Here is a 22,898-nt window from a genome sequence, read left to right on the forward strand (position 1 = left end):
GGTCACACCTGTTCCCATACCGAACACAGAAGTTAAGCCCTTCAGCGCTGATGGTACTTGGCGGGAAGCTGCCTGGGAGAGTAGGTCGTTGCGACGTGAATGAAAAAAGTTCTACAAAAACATGTAGAGCTTTTTTTAGTTTTCGTTTTGCGCTGAAAGGGCTTAACTAAATTAGTGGAATAGATGTTCTTTCAATTGAATAATTATATTACAATAATTAGGAAAATGTTCATAGTATTACCTTAGGAATTATTATTAAATTATCGTGAATTTGCTTAAATTCTATTATAAATAGTGATATAATTATAAAAAGTAGTGGTGATAGGGGGGAAATGATAAAATGACATTTCGTGAACTATTCGAAGTAGGAAGCTGTTTTGAAGCATTTTTAAATAAAGATCAGGATATCAATAGAGAAAAGACGTTAGAGATATATAATAGTATTACTTTAGAAGAAGAATTGGTACATAGGATAAAAGAAATTGGCGCTGTAATAAAGATTCTAGTTTTTGCAGAAATATGGTGCCCAGATTGTGTAATCAATGTGCCGGCGCTACAAAAAATTAAGGAGATTAATCCTAATATTGAATTTAGAATATTGCCTAGAGAAGGCAATGAGATTTATATGGAACCCTATAAAGTAGGGGGTAAAACGAAAATACCAACCTTTATTGTTTTAGATAATGACTATAAAGAAAAAGGTGCTTTTTTAGAAATTCCTAAGACCTTAAAAGAGGTTGTAGGAAAAGGTAACCAAGTAGAAATAATTGTTGCCAAAAGAAAATACAAAAAAGGCGAATACATTAGTAGTACAATTGAAGAAATACTGGATATCATTAATAGAAAGTAGGTATAAGAGCCTGCTTTTTTTGTTACCCTAGCTATACCCATTGGTATATAGTCCCTATACTTAAAAAATTGGTGAGAATTGTCATTTGCTGTGTTATAATGTAGATGACAATGAGTTAGGGGGGCATGATTTTGAACATCAAAGGTAAAGAAAAGTTTTTTATCATCACAATAATAGGCATATTCCTGATTGCTTTGTTTTTAAGCTATAATAAAAAAGAAATAAGTGACGTCTCAAATAAAATTCTATCCGATCCCAATCTTTGGCCAGATTATGATTTAGGTGAAGTACGATTAAACCAAGAAGATAATTTTATACAACCAGAAATTAGCTGGGAACCTTATAAAGTAGAAGAAAAAGTAAAAGGCATTTATATGACTGGACACAGTCTAGGCTATAAAGAAAGATTTGAGAAAACAGTTGAATTAACTAATCAGTCTATTATTAATGCTTGGGTTGTTGATGTGAAGGATGACTATGGAACCATCACCTATAAATCTTCTATTCCTATGGTAAAAGAGGTGGGAGCAGATGATATTGTAAAGGTTAGGGATTTCCATTTAATTATGGAAGTATTGAGAGAAAATGATATTTATCCAATTGCAAGAATTGTATCCTTTAAAGATAAGCAGGCCGCCATTGCTAGACCAGATTTAGCTATAAAGACCAATACGGGAGCAGTGTGGAGAGATAGAAAGGGAGATGCTTGGTTAAACCCCTACAACAGAGAAACGTGGGATTATCTTGTGGATATAGCAAAGGAAGCCGCAGAAAAAGGTTTTAAAGATATCCAATTTGATTATGTAAGATTTCCTACCGATGGTAATAGGGCAATGATTGATTATGGAGAGGCTGGTGATAAAGAAACAAAGGCTGATGCTATTGCAGCATTTATAGAATATGCTAGGGAAGAATTAAAGAATCACGGAGTTTATGTATCAGCAGATATTTTTGGGCTAGTAACAACTGTTTCAGATGATATGGGGCTAGGGCAGCATTTAGAAACGATAGCACCTGCGGCAGACATATTATTGCCGATGGTATATCCTTCTCATTATGCATTAGGGACTTATGGTATACCCATCCCTGATAAAGATCCATATAAAATTGTTTATACCAGTATGAATACTGCAAGAGAAAGAGTTGAAGCATTAGAAACCGATAAACCAAAGGCAATCTTGAGACCATGGCTTCAAGATTTTACTGCATCTTACTTAGGGGCAGGATATTATAAAAGATATGGCTCAGAAGAAGTTAGAGCACAAATCAAGGCCACTTATGATGCAGGATTGGAAGAATGGGTTCTGTGGAATGCAGGTAACAGCTATACTTGGGAAGCTCTGATAAAGAACTAAACTATGATATAGAAAAGTACTATTGAAGATTTTACTCTTTGCAATAGTACTTTTTTATGTTCATTTCATGCTCATATAGATAAGTTCCTTTATACTTAAATTTTAATAGAATTAATTATATTCATTATTACCCCTTTTGAGAAAGGACAATCACTTTCTATACTTCATTTAGAAAAGATACTATGAATACAATTTAAAATTAGAAAAACAAAAATCGAAGATTAAGGGAAAGAATGGAACAAAATGGACAAAAAAATTCTAAAAATCACCTTTATCGAAGAAGTCATATTTTGACAACTTAAGCATCGGATGATACAATATTTTGTGCACCCATAAGAACAACTATGCTAAATGTTGTGTTAAAGATGAGACATGTGTGCTTAATTGAAGTTGAAGGGGCGATATTTATGGTAAAGGTTATTAAGCGGGACGGGCGATTCGTGGAATTTGATCTCTCTAAAATTAATAATGCTATACAAAAAGCTATGGCAGAGACAAAAACAGGAATAAATGATGAGCTGAGCAAAGAAATTGCGCAAGAAATTGAAAAAAAACTAAAGACCTATATTTCCTCCATTCAAGTTGAGGAGATACAAGATATTGTTGAAAATATGTTGATGGCCAGCAACAGAAAAGATGCTGCTAAAAGATATATCATTTATAGAAACCAACGAAATAGAACCCGTGAGGCTAGAAAGAAAGAAGAAAATAAATTATTATCAGATGAGTTTATTAGTAAATATAAACACAGATTTTCTCCAATGAAGCAATTAGGAAACTTTGTGTATTATAGAACCTATTCCCGGTGGCTTCCTGATGAAAGTAGAAGAGAATATTGGTGGGAAACTGTCAAAAGGGCAGTGGAATACAATTGCAGTCTTGTACCTACTACCAGGGAAGAAGCGGAGAAGCTATTTGATAATGTTTATAACCTAAAGCAGTTCTTGTCAGGAAGAACTTTTTGGGTTGGCAATACTCCTGTGGCTAAAAATTACCCTATGTCTAATTACAATTGTGCTTTTTTAGTGATAGAAAGCTTTGACTCCTTCAAGGATTTATTTTATCTGTTGATGGTAGGATCTGGGGTAGGAGTTAGAGTGTTGAAAAGTGATGTTGAAGCATTACCAAAGGTTAGGTTAGATTATGAAGTTATACATAAGGACTATAATCCAGTACCAGTACATATGAGAGAAGATAATACCAGCTTAGAGTTTGCCCATAAAAACTCAATAAAAATTACTGTGGGAGATAGCAAAGAAGGCTGGACACAGGCATTGGATTTTTTCTTGAAGCTGTTGTATAGCCATGAATATAGAAATATAAAGACGATTATTATCAATTATGATCACGTAAGGCCGAAGGGGGAAAAGCTAAAAACCTTTGGAGGAACAGCCAGTGGTCATAAAAGCTTAAAAAATATGTTCTATAAGATTGATAAGGTAATCAAAAACAATAAGAGAGTTAATGGCAGCAATAGAGGAAAATTACGACCTATTGATTGTCTAGACATCGTTAACATCATAGGAGAAAATGTTGTGGTGGGGGGTGTAAGACGTACGGCGGAAATGGTACTAGTAGATCCTTTAGATAAGGAATGTATTGAGGCTAAAGCAGATTTATATAAACAAATTGATGGACAATGGATCGTGGATAAAGAAATCATACATAGGCAGATGAGTAACAACTCCATTTATTATGAAACAAAGCCAACTAGAGAAGAATTGAAATGGTTGATGAAAAAAATGCGTTATTCAGGAGAACCGGGATGGGTAAATGCTGATGCAGCAGGAAAACGCAGACCGAATATGAATGGTGTGAATCCTTGCGGTGAAATTCTTCTAGATTCTAGAGGATTGTGCAACTTAACAACAGTTAATGTGTTTGCCTTTGTAAAATCCGATGGAACTATAGACAGAGAAGGACTATTGGAGGCACAAAAACTATCTGCAAGAGCAAGCTACAGAATGACTTGTGTAGAGTTAGAGCTACCAAAGTGGGATGCAGTACAACAAAGGGATAAATTACTGGGATGCTCCTTAACTGGATGGCAAGACTTGATAAATGCTACAGGCATTACTAAAAAAGAGGCAATAGAATTATTGAAGGAATTAAGAGAAACTGCTGGGCGAGAGGCAAAGACTTATGCAGAAGCAATTGGAGAAAATGAACCTCTTCTTGTTACAACTGTTAAGCCGGAGGGTACCTTAAGTCAGTTGCCCACAGTATCTAGTGGCGTTCACTATTCTCATGCTCCCTATTACATAAGAAGAATACGAGTTAGTGCAGATGACCCACTGGTTAAGGTGTGTGAAGAATTAGGTTATCCTGTATTTCCAGAGGTAGGACAGGAATGGGAAACCTGTACTACCAAGGTAGTGGAATTCCCTATTAAGGCGCCTGAAGGGAAAACAAAATATGATGTTTCTGCTATAGAACAATTGGAAAACTATAAAATGTTTATGGATCATTATGTAGATCATAATTGCTCTATTACTGTTCATGTTAGAGATAATGAATGGGATAAAGTAGAGGAATGGGTATGGAACAATTGGGACAATACGGTGGCTTTGACCTTTTTGTCACTAGAGGATAATTTTTATAAATTATTGCCTTATGAAGCAATAGATGAGGCAGAATATCTCCGCAGGACAAAAAAAATGAAGGATTTTATTCCTTCTCTAATCAGTAAATACGAAAAACAAGAATTAGAAATCGAGATTACAGAAGATGGTTGTGAAAAAGGAATCTGTCCAATTAGGTAAAAGTTTCAACAACCTCAGCATAAAACAAGGGCTTTAGGTTAAATACTAAAGCCCTTGTTTTATGCTCACCCTTCGGTGTATCGATGAGATTGCTACTTCGACAAGTAGATAACCAGAATCTATGATTTGGTGTTAGTCAATGATACAATGTGGAAGCGGAAAATCAGGCACTATATCCTTAAAGCAAATTCGGTTACAATTCAGAGAAAGCAAAAAAATTCTTTCGATTAAGCCTTATTTCATTAGCAGTGCCATTGAATGATACCACAGGCAAGGCGTTTCCCTGCATCTCCTGCTGGTTGCGAACGATAATCATCAGGATTTCTATGAATGATGATGGCTTTACCAATAGCATCTACTGGCTTGAATTTATTTGTAAAAAAACTCATTCTAGCATAGCCGTTATTGGAGAATAGCACAGGAAAATCTCCTGCATGGTTGCCATGAGGCTGACTATGGGGATTCCAATGTTCTCCCGCAGCTTGAAAGGGATCTTTAGGGTCGCCAACTTCGCAGGTGCCAAACTCATGGACATGAAAACCATGGGGGCCAATAGGATCTTCATCATTGATGGCAGGTCGATAAGGAGGTAAACCTTTTATTTCTACGTATACCTCTGTGCCATCGGACACCTCTCTAAACCAAACGGTACCTTGTATCTCTGGCCGGAGAGGTCCTCCTTTTACATAAGCTACTGCCCAATTATTAGTATTAGGGGAATAATAATAATTTGTCCATGGGGATACAGGATTAGGGTAAGGTGTATACATATACGTTAACTCCTTTACATTGATTATTTTAGAGATCACTGATTATACTCAATACATCATATGTAAAGAAGGGGAGAAATGTTATAAATCAGTATTCTTTATTCTCGCTTCACATCTTCCAGAGATTTGTTAGATTCATAAGGTTTTAAATTCTTGATTTCTTTACGAAACGTAATGGACATGAATATGCACATCTTTAAAAAATTATAATAAGTATACTTTATAGTTATTAAAAGCAACACTACAATCATATTTATAGCATTATAGCATATTTATTGGTAAAGTTTAGATATAAAATAATAAAAGGAGGAATAAATTTAAAAACTAGTTATAATTATTAGAAACTTTGGAATAATTTACATTAACTAAATATTTTAAAAAAAATGCGAAATAAAAAAGGAGTTTTTGCAAAGATATAGAATATTGTAATAAATCTAATATGAATCGATATCATACGAGGGGGTAAATAAATGAAAATATATGAAGCTGACAAAATAAGAAACATAGCTTTATTAGGACACGGAGGATGCGGTAAAACTACGTTAACGGAAGCAGCTTTATACACAGCCAAAATTGTAAATCGAATTGGAAAAGTGGAAGACGGGAATACGATTTCAGACTTTGACAAAGAGGAAATGGCTAGAAAAATATCTATTAATACTTCTGTTATTCCTATGGAATGGGAAGAACATAAGATTAATTTTATTGATACCCCAGGTTATTTCGACTTTGTTGGTGAAGTGCAAAGTGCTATTAAAGTAGCAGGCGGATTGATTATCTTAGTAGATGCTACCAGCGGTATAGAAGTTGGTACAGAGAAGGCATGGGATTATGCTGAAGATAAAAAGAAGCCAACCTTCATTTTTATAAATAAAATGGATAGAGAAAATGCTGATTTTGAAAAGGTGTTAAATCAATTAAGAGAAAAGTTCGGTAAAAAAGTAGCACCTTTCCAAATTCCACTAGGAGAAAAAGAAAGTTTCATTGGAAATATCAATGTGGTAAAAATGCTAGCTAAAGAATATGATGGGAAAACCTGTATAGAAAAGCCTATTCCAGAGGACAGAATGGCAGAGGTTTTAGAAATAAGAGAAATGTTAATGGAATCTGTAGCTGAGAGTGATGAAGCATTGTTAGAAAAGTATTTTGGTGGTGAAGAATTTACACAGGAAGAAATTCAGGATGGTTTACGTAAGGGGATTCTCAATGGTGATATCGTTCCAGTGCTTTGCGGTGCTACTGCTAAAAACATTGGAATTCATAGCTTGTTAAATATGATCAATGATTATTCACCGTCTCCAGCAGATATGCCTCCTAAGCAAGGAAAGCATCCACATAAGGATGTCGTTGTTGAAAGAACATTAGAACCAAACCAACCTTTCTCTGCGCAGGTTTTTAAAACAATAGTTGACCCATATATTGGAAAAATTTCTGTGTTTAAAGTGATTTCTGGAACCTTAAAGGCAGATATGGAGGTTTTAAATGCTAATAAGGAAGAAAAGGAAAAATTAAGTAATTTATTTCTACTAAGAGGTAAAAATCAAATAGAAGTAAACGAAGTAAAAGCAGGAGATATCGCTGCTGTAGCAAAATTGCAATACACTAATACAGGAGATACCTTATGCAGTGTCAATGATCCAGTATTGTATAGTGGAATTGATTTCCCTTCCCCACAACTATATCTAGCAGTAGAGCCTAAAGCTAGAGGGGATGAAGAAAAGATTGCTTCAGGTCTGCAGCGTTTAGCAGAGGAAGACCCATCCTTTAGCTTTGAGAGAAATGCAGAAACAAAGCAAACCCTTATTCGTGGGTTGGGAGAACTGCACATAAAGGTAATCACCAGCAAACTTAAGAACAAATTTGGTGTAGATGTGGAGCTAAACGATGCAATCGTTCCTTATAGAGAAACCATCAAAGGTAAAGCAGATGTACAAGGTAAACATAAAAAACAATCCGGTGGACATGGACAATACGGCGATGTTAAGATAAGATTTGAACCTGGCACCACTGAATTTGAATTTGCTGAAGAGATATTTGGAGGATCTGTACCAAAGTCCTATATACCAGCGGTGGAAAAGGGGTTAAGGGAGTGCTTAGAGTGTGGTGTATTGGCAGGATATCCTGTTGTGAACCTCAAGGCCGTATTATATGATGGTTCATACCATGATGTAGACTCATCAGAAATGGCCTTTAAAATAGCCGCATCTTTAGCCTTTAAAAAGGGAATGGAGTCTGCGAAACCAGTGTTGCTGGAACCAATTGTAAAGGTAGAAGTATTGATACCTGAAGAATACATGGGAGACATTATGGGAGACTTAAACAAACGGCGAGGTAGAATTATGGGTATGGAGCCTCAGCCAAAGGGAATGCAATTGGTTGTTGCAGAAGTACCACAATCAGAAATGTTTAAGTATGCTATTGACTTGCGCTCCATGACACAGGCAAGAGGCAGTTTTACCATGGAATTCACAAGATACGAAGAAGTACCGCAAATGATTAGTGAAAAAGTAGTGGAAGCTGCGAAAGCAGCTAAAGAATAAACTTTTATTCAAGGCATATGCATAAGGCATATGCTTTTTTTTTATCAAAAATAAAAACAATTGATTATTTTTATAGTTTTTGTGGAATTATTGTAATAGATTCTATTTGACAATCCTATAATTATTTTATAAAATAAAAGTCAAAGAAGGTCAAAAGAGGTGATGCTATGGCTAGGATTAGCGATATTATTGAAACTTTTTTAAAAGAACTGATTGAAGATAGTAAGAATAGCACAATAGAAATTCAGAGGAATGAATTAGCCAAATATTTTGATTGTTCTCCGTCTCAAATTAACTACGTATTAATGACCCGCTTTGACCATGCACAGGGTTATTATGTGGAGAGCTATAGGGGGGGAGGAGGATATATAAAAATCAGGCAGCTAATATTTGATGAAGATGAGGGTATACATTATATTATTACAAAAAAAATAGGAAGTAATATTACAAAAACAGAGGGGAATCGATTGATTAAATCTCTTTTGGAAAGAGGTATCATTTCCCTCAGAGAGTCGAGGCTTATGAAGGCTGCTATTGATGATGCAGCCATTATATCACCCTTAAATATAAAGGATCAAATTAGAGCAAATATATTTAAAAATATGCTAGGAGCATTATTGGAATAGGAGGGAGAACATGATTTGCGAAGATTGTAATAGTAGGAAGGCTACTGTTCATATGACGAAAATCATACAGGGAAAGAAGGAAGAAGTACATTTATGTGAAGAGTGCGCCAGAGCAAAGGAAGCTTTGAATTTTGAAAACTCCTTATCCATACACAATTTTTTGGCAGGGTTATTAGATATCAATGCTGACCCACAATTTCAAACTCAATATAGTGGAGTCCAACAATGTAGTCAGTGCGGCGCTACCTATGATAGATTTAAGCATATGGGAAGGCTAGGCTGTAGCCAGTGCTATGAGGTATTTAGAGAAAGATTGGCTCCTCTGATTAGAAAGGTACAGGGCAATGTAAATCATACAGGAAAAGCGCCAAAACGGGCTGGAGGTATTATCCGTTTAAGAAGAGAAGTAAATCAATTAAAGCAACAATTAAGAGAAGCCATTCATCAACAAGCCTTTGAAAAGGCGGCTGAGTTAAGGGATCAAATTAATGAGCTTGAAGGCCGTATTGAAGGAATGTAGGAGGGATAAAGATGACAGGATGGTTAAAGGAAACAGGACCTCAATCAGATATTGTTATTAGTAGTAGAGTGAGAACGGCTAGAAACATTGAGGAAATTCCATTTCCCCATAGTTTAAGTGAGATTTCAGCTAAGGAAGTAGTCGAAAAGGTTTATCATGGTATATTAGTAGGAAATACAGGATTCAAGGATGACTTTAAATTAATTGCTATAAAAGACTTAGAGGAAATTGATCGATTAAATTATATTGAAAAGCATTTAATTAGCCCTGACTTAGCTAAAAATACTGTTATAGGCAATATCTTAATCAATACAGAGGAAACCATAAGTATCATGATTAACGAAGAAGATCATATAAGGATCCAATGTTTGCTTCCAGGATTACAATTAGATCAAGCTTTAGATGTTGCTGATAAAATAGATGATTTGCTAGAGGAAAAAATTAATTATGCCTTTGATGAAGAATTAGGTTATCTAACTGCCTGCCCTACTAATTTGGGAACAGGCATTCGAGCCTCTGTAATGCTACATTTACCAGCTTTAAGCCTTACTGGATATATTCAGGCAGTTTTACGGGCAGCAGGGCAAATAGGATTAGCGGTTCGAGGTATTTACGGAGAGGGCACTGAATTTTTAGGAAATCTCTATCAAATATCTAATCAAGTAACCTTAGGAGTAACAGAAAGAGAAATTATTAGAAATCTGCACGATGTTACAATGCAAATTACAGAAAAGGAACGGGCAGCTAGGAAAAATCTATTAAATACTAAGAAAATTGAATTAGAGGATAGGGTATTTCGATCCTTTGGGATCTTAAAAAATGCTAGAAAAATAACAGGTAATGAAGCAATGCAATTAATTTCTGATGTTAAATTAGGAGCAAGTTTGGGACTAATTGAAGAAGTGAAAATAGAAAAAATAAACAGCCTTATTACTATGATTCAACCGGGATTTTTACAAAAACATTATAAAACATCGTTAAATTCTATTGATAGAGATATAAAAAGAGCAGAATTAATAAGAAATACATTATAGAAGGAGGATATTTATATGTCAATGCATGGTAGATTTACTGAGAGAGCACAACAGGCAGTTATTTTATCCCAACAATGTGCTCAACAGTTAGGCCATAACTATGTAGGAACAGAACATATATTATTGGGCTTGTTGCAGGAGGGGGAAGGAATTGCTGCAAAAGCTCTAAAGAATCTAGGAGTAGAAGTTGCGCAATTACAAGAAAGTATTATTAATATAGTGGGGAAAGGACAGCCTCAAAATCAGTTGATGGGGTTCACCCCAAGAACGAAAAGGGTTTTTGAATTAAGCTTTGAAGAAGCCAGAAGCTTGGGGCATAGCTATATAGGGACAGAGCATCTATTATTGGGGTTGATTAAAGAAAAGGAAGGCATCGCTGCTAAGGTGTTAGTAGAAATGGGAGTAAGTCTTGAAAAGGCAAAGGAAGAAGTGTTAAAGCTCTTAAACGCTAAAGGACCTCAAAACAATAATACCAATGTTAATAAAAGAAGTGCTATTGATACCCCTACATTAAACAAATATAGTCGGGATTTGAATCAGATGGCAAGAGAAGGGAAAATTGATCCCGTTATTGGAAGAGATAAAGAGATTCAGAGGGTTATACAAATATTAAGTAGAAGAACAAAAAACAACCCTTGTCTAGTAGGTGAACCTGGAGTTGGTAAAACAGCAGTGGCAGAAGGGTTAGCACAGCAAATTGTAGAAGGAAATGTTCCTGAAAGTTTAAAGGAAAAAAGAGTTACTACTCTAGATTTGTCTGGAATGCTGGCGGGGGCAAAATATAGAGGAGAGTTTGAAGACCGTTTAAAAAAGGCCATGGAGGAAATCAGGCAGGCGGGAGACATTATTCTCTTTATTGATGAAATTCATACGATAATTGGCGCTGGAGCTGCTGAAGGAGCCATTGATGCTTCAAATATATTAAAACCAGCCTTAGCCCGTGGAGAATTACAGACCATAGGTGCAACAACGATAGATGAGTATAGAAAGCATATTGAAAAAGACGCAGCTTTAGAGCGCAGGTTTCAGCCTATAACTATTGAAGAACCTTCTGTAGAAGATACAATACAGATTTTGGAGGGGTTAAGAGATAAATATGAAGCTCATCATAGAGTAAAGATTGAGGATGAGGCCTTGAAAGCAGCGGCAGAGTTGTCTCATAGGTATATTACTGATAGATTTTTACCAGATAAGGCTATTGATTTAATTGATGAGGCTGCTTCAAAGATTAGACTTAAGGTGGTAACTGCACCACCAGATTTAAAGGACTTAGAAGAAGAAATAGAAAATTTAGGAAAAGAAAAAGAGGAAGCTATCAGTCTTCAAGATTTTGAAAGAGCCGCCCAAATTAGAGATAGAGAGAAGGCTGTTATACAGGAACTCCAGGAAAGACAGAACAGTTGGAGAAATAAGACCCAAACCAATAAAGCTACCGTAGATGTTGAAGAAATTGCAGAGGTTGTTTCTGACTGGACGGGAGTACCAGTTACAAAGCTGCAGCAGGAGGAGTCCGAAAGACTGCTTCATATGGAAGATATATTGCATGAAAGGGTAATAGGACAGGAGGAGGCTGTAAAATCAGTGGCTCGAGCTATAAGAAGAGCTCGTGTAGGGTTAAAGGATCCCAAAAGGCCTATTGGTTCCTTTATCTTCTTAGGACCTACTGGAGTAGGAAAAACAGAATTATCAAGGGCTCTGGCAGAAGCTATGTTTGGTGATGAAGATGCTATGATTCGAGTAGATATGTCGGAATATATGGAAAAACATACGGTATCTCGATTAATTGGTTCTCCTCCAGGATATGTAGGCTTTGATGAAGGAGGACAGTTAACAGAAAAGGTTAGGAGAAAGCCTTATTCTGTCATCCTGTTTGATGAAATTGAAAAGGCACATCCTGACGTGTTTAATGTATTATTACAGATATTAGATGATGGCCGATTAACAGATGCAAAAGGAAAAACTGTGGATTTCAAAAACACCATCATCATCATGACCTCCAATGTTGGAGCTCATACCATTAAAAAACAGAAGACTCTTGGATTTGCTGTTAATGAAGATGATATGGCTAAAAATGAGTATGAAAAAATGAAGGATAATGTTATGGAGGATCTAAGAAGAAGCTTCAGGCCCGAATTTTTAAACAGAATCGATGATATTATCGTTTTCCATAGTTTAGATAGAGAATATATTACAAAGATTGTGGATTTAATGATAAAGGATTTAATTAAACGGTTAGAAAAATTAGAAATAACGGTGGATGTTACTGAAAAAGCAAAGGAGCATATTGCAGATAAAGGCTATGATCCTCAGTTTGGTGCAAGACCTTTAAAAAGAGCAATACAAAAATTGATTGAGGATAAGATATCGGAGGAGCTGCTAAAAGGCACAATTTATTCAGGAAGTCATGTGGAGATTGATTTTGTAAATGAGGAATTGGTAGTTAATAAAAAATAAGTGATTAGGAAGAGGTGGGGAGGAGAAATCCTTCCCACTTCCATTTGTTAAAATAATGGATATAATATAGGTATATGCTTTTATAATTTAGGGGCATATACTTATAGTATACTAAAGGTAATTATGAATAAAAATAAACGGTGGGTAGGCAGGTGAAGTTATGGCAAAAGTGAAAACTAAATATATTTGTCAACAGTGTGGTTATGAAAGTCCAAAATGGTTGGGGCGGTGTATGGGATGTAATGAATGGAATACAATGGAAGAAGAAGTCATAATTAATAGAAAGGATTTTAAAAGATCTCCCACGATTGTAAGCAGCTCTAAACCTCAGTTAATTAAATCTGTTAAATCTGGAGCCTATGAAAGATACAATACTGAGATTAATGAATTGAATCGTGTTTTGGGGGGAGGCTTGGTTAAGGGCTCTCTAACTTTAATATCAGGAGAACCAGGGATTGGGAAGTCTACTTTGATTCTTCAAGCTAGTAGTAAAATTGCTGAAAAGTATGGAAAGGTATTATATGTTTCTGGAGAGGAATCAGAAGAACAAATAAAGATGAGGGCAGAAAGGTTAGAGGCCTTAGCAGATTCTTTATATATTGTTTCAGAAACGAATATAGATGTAATTGAAGGATATATCAATGAAATGGAACCTGCCTTTGTGTTGATTGACTCTGTTCAGACATTATTTAAGGAGGAATTAACCTCTGCTCCTGGTAGCGTTTCTCAAGTGAAGGAATGCGTTAATAACCTAATGAGGATCGGAAAATCTAAAAACATTCCTATGTTTATTGTAGCTCATGTCACCAAACAGGGGGAACTGGCAGGACCTAGAGTATTGGAACACATGGTGGATACTGTATTGCATTTTGAGGGAGAAAGAACTCAAGAATATCGAATATTAAGAGCCTTAAAGAATAGATTTGGTACTACTAGTGAAATCGGTGTCTTTGAAATGATTCAGGAGGGCTTAATAGAGGTTACTAATCCTTCTGCAATTTTTTTAGAATCCCTTAATACTGAAGCGGAAGGTTCTATTGTAGTGGCAATGGTAGAAGGAACAAGACCTATATTAATAGAAATACAGGCGTTAGTCACACCCACAAATGCAGGATTTCCAAGAAGAACTGCGGTTGGAGTAGATTTAAACAGGTTAAATCTCATTATAGCAGTGCTAGAAAAGAAAGTAGGCCTACCTTTAATGAATCAAGATATCTATATAAATGTAGTAGGAGGATTAAAGCTAGAGGGGACTTCTGCTGACCTAGGGGTAGCTATGGCTATTTATTCTAGTATGCAGGGAATTGCTATGGCTTCTAAGGATACGATGGTGATTGGCGAAATTAGTTTAACAGGAGATTTAAGACCTGTTAGTCACACAGAAAAGATGGTGAAGGAAGCAGAAAAAATGGGGTTTACTACCTGTATTGTCTCTGAAAGAAGCAAGCTGAGAACTGAAGATGCTACTAAAATAAGAATCAAAGGAGTGAACACCTTAAGAGAAGCATTGCACTTTATAAAATGAGACTTAATTCATAAGTAGACAACCGAAAGTTTGATTTGCAACTTTCGTGTTGGTCACTTAGTTTGTTTATCTAAAGCGAGAGGTTCAGCAATACACCGAAAGGGAAATCAATAAATATTTAAAGAAGATAGATTAATTTCTGGATTACTTGGTAAAATAATGATAAAATAATATGTTGAATTTTACTATATCTAACAAAAAAGCTAAAGAAAGGAGGCGTGAGGAATTGGTTAAAGAAGAACTAAGTAAAGAAGAGGAACTAATAGAAACTTTAAAAATGCTAGCTCCAGGTACTCCCTTAAGAGAAGGATTAGAAAATTTATTAAAGGCAAAAACAGGTGCATTGATTGTTATTTCAGATAGTGAAGATATTATGGATATTGTAGATGGTGGATTTCATATAAATATAGACTTCTCTCCTGCTTATATATATGAATTAGGTAAAATGGATGGAGCTATTATCTTGAGCCATGATGCAAAAAAAATTCTTTATGCCAATGCACAGCTTATTCCAGATTCTTCTATTCCTTCAAGTGAAACTGGCATTCGCCATCGAATTTCAGAAAGGGTGGCTAAAGAAACCGGTGAAATTGTAATTGCTATTTCTCAAAGACGTAATATTATTACTCTTTATAAAGGCTATCATAAATATGTTATACAAGATACCCATAAAATCCTGAATAAGGCAAATCAAGCTATACAAACCTTAGAAAAGTATAGAATTTCATTAGATAGGGCTATGACTAGTCTCAGTGCCTTGGAATTTGAAGATTTAGCAACAGTGTATGATGTGGCATTAGTTCTGCAAAGAACAGAAATGGTAATGAAAATCGCCTATGAAATTGAAAAGTTTATTTATGAACTAGGAAATGAAGGTAGATTGGTAAGCATGCAGTTAGAAGAATTGGTGGCAAATGTAAAGGAAGATGGTAAACATGTAGTTTATGATTATAATGCTGGTTTTGAAGGAGATTACGAAACCATACAAAAATCAATTAAATCCTTATCTTCAGAGGAAATGTTAAATCTAACCAACATCTCAAAAATTTTAGGTTATGGAAACAATGTCAGTGCATTAGATTTAGCTGTTTCGCCAAAGGGATATAGAATTTTAACAAAGATCCCCAGACTACCTATCAGTGTAGTAGATAATCTGGTAAAGCAGTTTAACAGCTTTCAAAAAACCCTAAAGGCCTCTATTGAACAACTAGATGATGTAGAGGGCATTGGTGAAGTAAGGGCCAGAGCTATTAAAGAAGGGCTAAGAAGATTACAAGAGCAAGTGCTGCTAGATAGGCATATATAAATGAATAACAACAAAAGCCATGAAGTTTTATATAGCTAAAACTTCATGGCTTTAAACAATTCGTTCCTAAAGCAATCCATATTTTCCTAAGGTCTTAAGTTGGTTATGGTGATAGTTACTTAATATTTCCTCTAGGTTCATATCAAAGAGGTTGCAAAGAGCCGCCATATAAAAAATATTTGTAGAGATTTCGTGTTCCATTTTTTCTTTGCAAACATCACATAAATTACCTTCTACATGAGTGGACATATAATCCTTTAGTTCAGAATAGGAAATATCAGGAGGTGATTCCTGCTTTTTAATATTTAATTGAACACAGCCACAAGAAGTAGCAGATTTTGCTGCAGCTCGATTGATGCGAGCACTGCTTTCCTGTAGCTTTGTTAATATATCTAAAACACTTTTATGTCTGATTAAAACATCATCGACTTTGTGTTGAAATTCTTCTATAGAAAACTTTTCCATAATTACATCTCCTCGTTTATTAAGCATGTCAATAGCTATTATTAAATTTGTTAATAAAATGCGTCTAAGTCTTTCAAAATATACAGCATATTCAAGTAAAGCTACTATATGTAGAAATGATACCCTAATTGGCTGACTTAATATCATTATACTTTGATAATATGCCATTTGTCAATTAGAGGAAATTGCAAAAATAAAATGTAACTATTAGAAAAATATGATTGACATTAGATAACGCCTATGATAAAATAATGTTTTTAATTGACATTTATAGCTTTCGGATGTATACTATAATTAGTGAAAAATGACAATTTGGGGGGGAAATATATGTATAATATTGGTGATAAAATTTCCTATCCTGTTCATGGTGCTGGTATCATCGAAGCTATTGAAGAAAAAGAGATACTAGGGAAATCAAGAAAGTATTATATCATGCGAATACCTTTAAATAATATGAAGGTAATGATCCCTTTGGATAATGTAGAAGATATAGGGGTGAGACCAGTTATAGGGCTAAAGGAAGTGGAACAGGTAATAGCTGTATTAGCGGCGGATGTTACAAAAATGCCTCAAAATTGGAATCGAAGGTATAGAGCAAATATGGATAGGATTAAAAGCGGGGACATTTATGAGGTGGCGGAAGTAGTTAGAAATCTAACCTTAAGAGATAGAGAAAAAGCATTATCCACAGGTGAGAGAAAAATATTAAACAATGCAAGACAAATTTTATTAAGTGAGATTATTCTAGCTGCTGATATGGATGAAAATGAAGCCGTTGAACTGATTGAAAAAGTAGTAAAATAATGATTTGTCCTCGAAAGGGGATTTATTTTTGTTGATAGCACATAAAATCTTGTTCTTTTTCTAGATATATTTTCCTATTATTCCTAAAAACCATAGTATTCATTCTTTTATTTTAAAGTACCTTTTGTTACAATGTAAATGAAGTCGTTGATTACATCGAAAACGGATTTCTTTAGAATATTAGAATTATTTTCTTTTAAATCTTCCTAAAAAGAGAAGAATTTATTGAATATGGATATTAAAAGCAAAAAAAATGGGAATAATTAAGGAATAGGAGGTGAAGGAATGCTAAATAAAATTGTAAGAGGCATTTTAACAGCATTAGGTGCATTATCAGGGTTATTAATCTATATTTATGTTACAAATAATATTATTACTGTAACAAAAGACAACTTTATGACTTATGTAATTGGAATTATAATATCTTCATTCATTAGTGGTTTGGTTTTATTTCTATTGTCCCCATGGTTAATCAATAAAGGAAGAGATATAGCCAGCTGGATTGAAAGTGAATTAGCAAATGTACCCATTACCAATATAGCTTTAGGTTCAGTAGGGCTTATTGTAGGTCTAGTAATTGCATATTTGATTAGTCAATTAACCAACAACATCCCTATTCCTTTTATAGGAACCATCGTTTCCACTGTGGTGTATATTTTTATGGCTTATTTAGGTGTAAATATTGCTACGAAAAAAATAGAGGAACTTCCTAATCTACAGGCGATTTTTAAGAAAAATATTGCTAAAGAAAAAGGCGGAAAAAAAGAATATAAAGGTTCTCCAAAAATATTAGACACTAGTGTTATTATTGACGGGAGAATTGCAGATATTTGTAAAACTGACTTTATTGAAGGACCTTTGGTTATTCCGGAATTTGTTTTAGAAGAGCTTCGTCATATTGCAGATTCTTCTGTCACCATAAAAAGAAATAGAGGAAGAAGAGGCTTGGATATTTTAAACAAAATTCAAAAAGAACTAGATATAGAAGTGAAAATAGATGAAAACAACTTTGACGAAGGATTAGAGGTTGATACAAAATTACTAAAACTAGCTCAACTTCTAGAGGGAAAAGTAGTTACAAATGACTATAATTTAAACAAGGTTGCAGAGTTTCAAGGGGTACCAGTATTAAATATTAATGAATTAGCTAATGCAGTGAAACCAGTAGTATTACCTGGAGAAGAAATGTTTGTTCAAGTAATCAAAGATGGAAAAGAATCTGGTCAAGGTTTAGCATACCTAGATGATGGTACTATGATTGTTGTTGAAAGTGGGAAAAAATTCATTGGACAAAATATCGATGTACTGGTTACCAGTGTACTTCAAACTGCTGCGGGTAGGATGATTTTTGCAAAACCAAAATCTATGGCGGATAAATCAGCTTAATACAATGTTATTAAAGAAAGAGGGCTCTTCTATATGGGGAGCCCTTTATTGTTTTTATTGTCTATTCTAAATTTATCCTTTATGATGAAATAAAACACCAGCATTACTAAAGGAAGAAGGTGAGAATGAATTATGCTAGAAAAAGGAATGGCTACAGCAATTGTTTTGGCTGCTGGAAAAGGAAAACGAATGGGGAAAGGATATAATAAACAATATATCCTGCTGAGGGATAAGCCCATTATTGTTCATACTTTAGATATCTTTGAAAAAAGTCAATACATAAATGATATCATTCTTGTGGTAGGTAAGGAAGAAGTAGCATTTGTTAAAGAAGAAATCATAAAAAAATATAATTTTAGGAAAATTAGTAAAGTGATAGTAGGTGGCAAAGAAAGACAAGATTCTGTTTATGAAGGACTTTTGGTAGCAAATAAAGACTGCGAAACTGTATTAATACATGATGGCGCCAGACCCTTTGTAGAGGAGGGAATGATTAAGAATAGCATAGCAATGGCAGAAAAGTTTGGGGCAGCTATTGTAGCAGTGCCAGTAAAGGATACTATTAAAAGGGCAAACTATCAACTAGAGGTGATAGATACTCCTGAGAGAAAAGAATTATGGGCAGTACAGACACCACAAACCTTTCAATATATTCTCTTAAAAAAGGCCCATGATCAAGCAAGGAAGGAAGGGATTTTAGTAACGGATGATGCTATGATGGTGGAAAGATTAGGCCATTTGGTGAAAATTGTTGAGGGAAGTTATAAAAATATAAAAATAACTGATCCACAGGATATAATAATAGCAGAAGGAATACTAAGTAAGGAGGAATAAATCCATGAGAGTAGGTTTAGGTTACGATGTGCATCGGCTGGTAGACGGAAGAAAGTTGATTATCGGAGGTGTAGAAATTCCTTTTAAGAAGGGATTACTAGGGCATTCCGATGCAGATGTACTTCTACATGCAATAAAAGATGCTTTACTAGGGGCAGTAGCTCTAGGGGATATAGGGAAACACTTTCCCGACACTGATGAAAGCTACAAGGGAGCTGATAGCATAAAACTATTAGAAGAAGTGGAAAAACTATTGCGGCAAAAAGGTTATATTGTTAACAATGTAGATGCTACAATTATTGCTGAAGCTCCCAAAATGGCTCCTCATATAGAAAAGATGAGGGAAAATATAGCGACAGCCCTAAGTGTTTCTGTACATCAAATCAACGTGAAGGCCACTACAACAGAAGGCCTGGGTTTCACAGGCAGAGGAGAAGGTATTGCCGCTCAGGCTATAGCAGCCATTGTGATGAAGTAGGTACTTAAATAAGGGTATTTAACTGAAGTTAAATAAAAAACAAACAAAGCAGTTGACATAAATTGCAAAATAATATATTCTAATAAAAAAAGAATAATCCTATATGCTATGATAGGGAATAGTAATTAATCGAAGCTTTCTAGAGAGGAAACCCAAGGCTGAAAGGTTTTTAAGATTCGTTTTCTGAACCCACCCTGGAGCTGTTGACTGAAAACAGTAGGTTATACCGGTGGACGCCGTTAAGTCATAAAGTGAACCAAAGGGTTAACTAGAGTGGTACCGCGGGAATATTATGCTCTCGTCTCTAAATCATAGAGACGGGAGTTTTTTGTTTTTATTTATTTTTGGATTGAGTTACATAGAAATATAGCATAATAATGAAAAGGTTAAGACAAGAAAGGAGAATGAAAAATGGCTAAGAAAGAGAAACAATTTGTTGCTGAGATTACACCAATGGAAGTAGATTTCGCCCAATGGTATACAGATGTAATTTTAAAAACTGATTTAGTGGACTATTCACCAGTTAAGGGATTTATGGTAATTAAACCCTATGGATATGCTATTTGGGAGAACATTCAACAGTATATGGATAAGCGTTTTAAAGAAACAGGTCATAAAAATTGCTATTTTCCATTATTGATTCCAGAGAGCTTATTAAAAAAGGAAGCGGAGCATGTTGAAGGTTTTGCCCCAGAGGTAGCGTGGGTTACCCATGGAGGCCAAGAGGAACTAGCAGAAAGGCTTTGTGTTCGTCCAACTTCAGAAACCATTATTTGCGAAATGTATTCAAAGTGGTTAAAATCCTATAGAGACTTGCCATTCCTATACAATCAATGGTGTAGCGTTGTCAGATGGGAAAAAAGCACTCGTCCTTTCCTAAGAACTTCAGAATTTTTATGGCAAGAGGGACATACCCTGCACGAAACCTATGATGAAGCCCAAGGGGAAACGCTTCAAATGCTAAACATTTATAAGGAAACTGCAGAAGAACTACTTGCAATGCCAGTAGTAGTAGGACAAAAAAGCGATAAGGAAAAATTCGCTGGTGCTCATGCAACTTATACGATGGAGGCATTAATGCATGACGGGAAAGCGCTGCAAGCGGGAACTTCCCATAACCTAGCACAGCACTTTACATCTGCTTTTGATATTACCTTCCTTGATAGGGATGGTGAATTAAAGCATCCTTATCATACTTCATGGGGAGTATCTACACGACTTATAGGGGGGATTATCATGGTGCATGGTGATAACCGAGGTTTAGTATTACCTCCAGGTATTGCCCCTGTGCAAACAGTAATTGTGCCTATTGCAGCCCATAAGGGTGGTGTCATGGAAAAGGTAGATGAGCTCTTTAGAGAATTAAAGGATACCATGAGGGTAGAGGTAGACGATAGAGACAATTATTCTCCTGGTTGGAAATTTAATGAGTGGGAGATGAAGGGAGTACCTGTCCGAATAGAAATAGGGCCAAAAGATATTGAAAATAATCAAGCTATATTATTTAGAAGAGATACCTTAGAAAAGGAAGTTGTGGCATTGGATGAAGTAAAAGAAAGAGTTGGAGTCTTATTGAAAGAGATTCATAACAATTTACTATTGAAGGCCAAAAATATGAGAGATGAAAAAACCTACTATATCAAGAGCTTCGATGAGATGAAGGGAATTATGGAGACAAAACCTGGTTTTGTGAAGGCTGCCTGGTGTCAAGAAAGAGCATGTGAAGACAAGATCAAAGCAGAGACAGGAGCTTCTGTAAGATGTATTCCTTTTGAGCAGGAAAAACTAGGAGATACTTGTCCCTTCTGCGGTAAAGAAGCAAAGATTATGGCTTATTTTGCAAAAGCATACTAAAAAATCAATCCTCTGGGAAACCAGAGGATTTTTTATATACTAGGAAAGTTCTACTTTCCTAGTATATAAAAAAAGGGGTTGTAGGGGATGAAATCCCCTGCCCGCCTTCAGGAAGGTGCTCAGACAGCTTTGCTGTCGTCGAAGGAAACCTAGGGTTTCCTAGCGAAAGCATCGAAGATGCTTTTTTTAATGTCGAGAAAAGTGTGTTTCTAAATTTTTTAGTATAGTGAAGGTATCTAACTTAATCCTTTGAATATTTCCAACTATAGAAGGGAAAAAATAGTAATGTAACTGGGGTGTTTAGAACTGTTAGTCGGCAGCAAGAAAATTTGGAGGGATTAACAATGAAAAAACTAAAGTTCATTTATATTACTTTATTGAGTTTGCTGCTGGTTGTTTTTGTGAGTTATGGTAGTCAGCAGGTGGTAGTGACGTTAGGAAATGATTTGAACCAACAGCAAAGACAGCAAATGCTAGATTTGTTTAGGGTAGAGGAGGAAACTACCAGGATTTTAGTGGTTACCAATGAGGAGGAGAGAAGATATTTAGAGGGAGTTGCTACAGAAAGACAAATTGGAACTCGAGCTATTTCTTCCGCCTTCGTGGAAAATCTTCAGCAGGGGGAAGGAATGTCAGTAGAGACCTATAATATTACTTGGGTAACAGGTGAAATGATTATGAATGCATTAATAACAGCAGAAGTAACCGACGCTAAGGTTATTGCAGCAGCTCCCTTTGATGTTTCAGGAACAGCTGCTTTAACAGGAATATTAAAAGCTTTTGAAGAGCTTCGAGGTAAACCTATCGATGAGGAACAGAAGAGGGTAGCTAATGAGGAAATGATTACAACAGGGGAATTAGGAGAAGACATAGGCAAGGATGAAGCCACTACCTTAATAAGGGAAATCAAGCAAATAATAGTGGAAAGAAGAATTCAAGAGCCAGAAGAAATTAGGAGAGTAGTTATAGAGATAGCGGGACAGTTAAACATTCAATTATCGGAAGAACAAGTGGGGAATATTACAAACCTAATGCGGCAAATTACTAAGTTAAACATTAATACAGAAGCTATTAAGCAGCAGTTGGAGGGGATCGGTCAACAGCTAAGGGATATATCTAGAGATAATCAAGAAGTGCAGTCTTTGTTAGGAAGAATTATTGAAATGCTGAGAAAGTTGATTGAATCCATATTAGGGATATTTTCAAGGTAAAATGAGATTTAATTCATAAGTAGACAACCGAAAGTTTGGCTTGTAACTTTCGTGTTGGTCACTTAGTTTGTTTATCTAGAGGGAGCTTTTCTCACTTTGAATTGTAGCCGAATTTATTTCCTGG

18 protein-coding genes, 1 rRNA gene and 1 other annotated feature are annotated in these 22,898 nt (G+C 35.4%); of the genes, 17 read left to right on the forward strand and 2 right to left on the reverse strand.

The annotated features are described in order from the left end of the window. The 4 genes from rrf to nrdJ form a co-directional block, all read left to right on the forward strand. A 5S ribosomal RNA gene (rrf, locus tag CHB72_RS10740) occupies positions 1-97 on the forward strand; the annotation flags it as partial. A gap of 243 nt (positions 98-340) precedes the next feature. Next, positions 341-850: a thioredoxin family protein gene (locus CHB72_RS10745; RefSeq protein WP_089282874.1), complete on the forward strand. Its 510-nt coding sequence runs from the start codon at positions 341-343 to the stop codon at positions 848-850. Between the two features lie 131 nt (positions 851-981). Next, positions 982-2,205, forward strand: coding sequence for a putative glycoside hydrolase (locus CHB72_RS10750; RefSeq protein WP_242975101.1), 1,224 nt, complete (start codon positions 982-984; stop codon positions 2,203-2,205). A gap of 407 nt (positions 2,206-2,612) precedes the next feature. Beyond that, positions 2,613-4,967, forward strand: coding sequence for a ribonucleoside-triphosphate reductase, adenosylcobalamin-dependent (gene nrdJ / locus CHB72_RS10755; protein ID WP_089282876.1), 2,355 nt, complete (start codon positions 2,613-2,615; stop codon positions 4,965-4,967). A 242-nt stretch (positions 4,968-5,209) separates the two neighbouring features. On the opposite strand, the gene CHB72_RS10760 is transcribed toward nrdJ, so the two are convergent. Continuing rightward, a complete protein-coding gene (locus tag CHB72_RS10760) occupies positions 5,210-5,737 on the reverse strand; it encodes a superoxide dismutase family protein (protein ID WP_089282877.1) in 528 nt (175 codons plus the stop codon). A 470-nt stretch (positions 5,738-6,207) separates the two neighbouring features. On the opposite strand from CHB72_RS10760, the gene fusA reads away from it, so the two are divergent. The 7 genes from fusA (at position 6,208) to disA (ending at position 15,742) form a co-directional block, all read left to right on the forward strand. Beyond that, positions 6,208-8,277: an elongation factor G gene (gene fusA / locus CHB72_RS10765; RefSeq protein ID WP_089282878.1), complete on the forward strand. Its 2,070-nt coding sequence runs from the start codon at positions 6,208-6,210 to the stop codon at positions 8,275-8,277. Between the two features lie 167 nt (positions 8,278-8,444). Further along, positions 8,445-8,903 carry a CtsR family transcriptional regulator gene (locus CHB72_RS10770; protein WP_089282879.1) on the forward strand — a complete coding sequence of 153 codons (459 nt, stop codon included), beginning with the start codon at positions 8,445-8,447 and terminating at the stop codon, positions 8,901-8,903. Positions 8,904-8,913: 10 nt separating this feature from the next. Then, positions 8,914-9,423 carry a UvrB/UvrC motif-containing protein gene (locus tag CHB72_RS10775; protein WP_089282880.1) on the forward strand — a complete coding sequence of 170 codons (510 nt, stop codon included), beginning with the start codon at positions 8,914-8,916 and terminating at the stop codon, positions 9,421-9,423. 11 nt (positions 9,424-9,434) lie between these two features. Next, the gene (locus tag CHB72_RS10780) at positions 9,435-10,457 is read left to right on the forward strand and encodes a protein arginine kinase (protein WP_089282881.1); all 1,023 of its coding nucleotides are present in this window, start codon (positions 9,435-9,437) and stop codon (positions 10,455-10,457) included. Positions 10,458-10,472: 15 nt separating this feature from the next. Continuing rightward, entirely contained in the window at positions 10,473-12,911 is a 2,439-nt protein-coding gene (locus CHB72_RS10785; RefSeq protein ID WP_176431320.1) for an ATP-dependent Clp protease ATP-binding subunit, read from the forward strand. 160 nt (positions 12,912-13,071) lie between these two features. Further along, on the forward strand, positions 13,072-14,436 hold the full coding sequence (radA, locus tag CHB72_RS10790; protein WP_089282882.1) for a DNA repair protein RadA: 1,365 nt from the start codon (positions 13,072-13,074) through the stop codon (positions 14,434-14,436). A gap of 226 nt (positions 14,437-14,662) precedes the next feature. Beyond that, complete coding sequence (gene disA / locus CHB72_RS10795) at positions 14,663-15,742, forward strand: DNA integrity scanning diadenylate cyclase DisA (RefSeq protein WP_278277830.1); 1,080 nt, start codon at positions 14,663-14,665, stop codon at positions 15,740-15,742. Between the two features lie 66 nt (positions 15,743-15,808). On the opposite strand, the gene CHB72_RS10800 is transcribed toward disA, so the two are convergent. Then, positions 15,809-16,207 carry a nucleoside triphosphate pyrophosphohydrolase family protein gene (locus tag CHB72_RS10800; protein ID WP_089282884.1) on the reverse strand — a complete coding sequence of 133 codons (399 nt, stop codon included), beginning with the start codon at positions 16,205-16,207 and terminating at the stop codon, positions 15,809-15,811. Between the two features lie 327 nt (positions 16,208-16,534). On the opposite strand from CHB72_RS10800, the gene CHB72_RS10805 reads away from it, so the two are divergent. The 6 genes from CHB72_RS10805 to CHB72_RS10830 all read left to right on the forward strand — a co-directional run bounded on the left by CHB72_RS10805 (position 16,535) and on the right by CHB72_RS10830 (position 22,774). After that, a complete protein-coding gene (locus CHB72_RS10805; RefSeq protein ID WP_089282885.1) occupies positions 16,535-17,011 on the forward strand; it encodes a CarD family transcriptional regulator in 477 nt (158 codons plus the stop codon). A 285-nt stretch (positions 17,012-17,296) separates the two neighbouring features. Next, complete coding sequence (locus tag CHB72_RS10810; RefSeq protein WP_089282886.1) at positions 17,297-18,397, forward strand: PIN/TRAM domain-containing protein; 1,101 nt, start codon at positions 17,297-17,299, stop codon at positions 18,395-18,397. Between the two features lie 132 nt (positions 18,398-18,529). Then, entirely contained in the window at positions 18,530-19,231 is a 702-nt protein-coding gene (gene ispD / locus CHB72_RS10815) for a 2-C-methyl-D-erythritol 4-phosphate cytidylyltransferase (RefSeq protein ID WP_278277831.1), read from the forward strand. Positions 19,232-19,235: 4 nt separating this feature from the next. Beyond that, positions 19,236-19,709, forward strand: a complete 474-nt coding sequence (gene ispF / locus CHB72_RS10820) for a 2-C-methyl-D-erythritol 2,4-cyclodiphosphate synthase (RefSeq protein ID WP_089282887.1) — start codon at positions 19,236-19,238, stop codon at positions 19,707-19,709. A 99-nt stretch (positions 19,710-19,808) separates the two neighbouring features. Next, positions 19,809-20,018, forward strand: a binding site (T-box leader). Positions 20,019-20,120: 102 nt separating this feature from the next. After that, a complete protein-coding gene (gene proS, locus CHB72_RS10825; protein WP_089282888.1) occupies positions 20,121-21,563 on the forward strand; it encodes a proline--tRNA ligase in 1,443 nt (480 codons plus the stop codon). 344 nt (positions 21,564-21,907) lie between these two features. After that, positions 21,908-22,774: a DUF1002 domain-containing protein gene (locus CHB72_RS10830; protein ID WP_089282889.1), complete on the forward strand. Its 867-nt coding sequence runs from the start codon at positions 21,908-21,910 to the stop codon at positions 22,772-22,774. Positions 22,775-22,898 lie beyond the last annotated feature (124 nt).

The organism is Anaerovirgula multivorans (assembly GCF_900188145.1).
GTDB classification, from domain to species: domain Bacteria; phylum Bacillota; class Clostridia; order Peptostreptococcales; family Natronincolaceae; genus Anaerovirgula; species Anaerovirgula multivorans.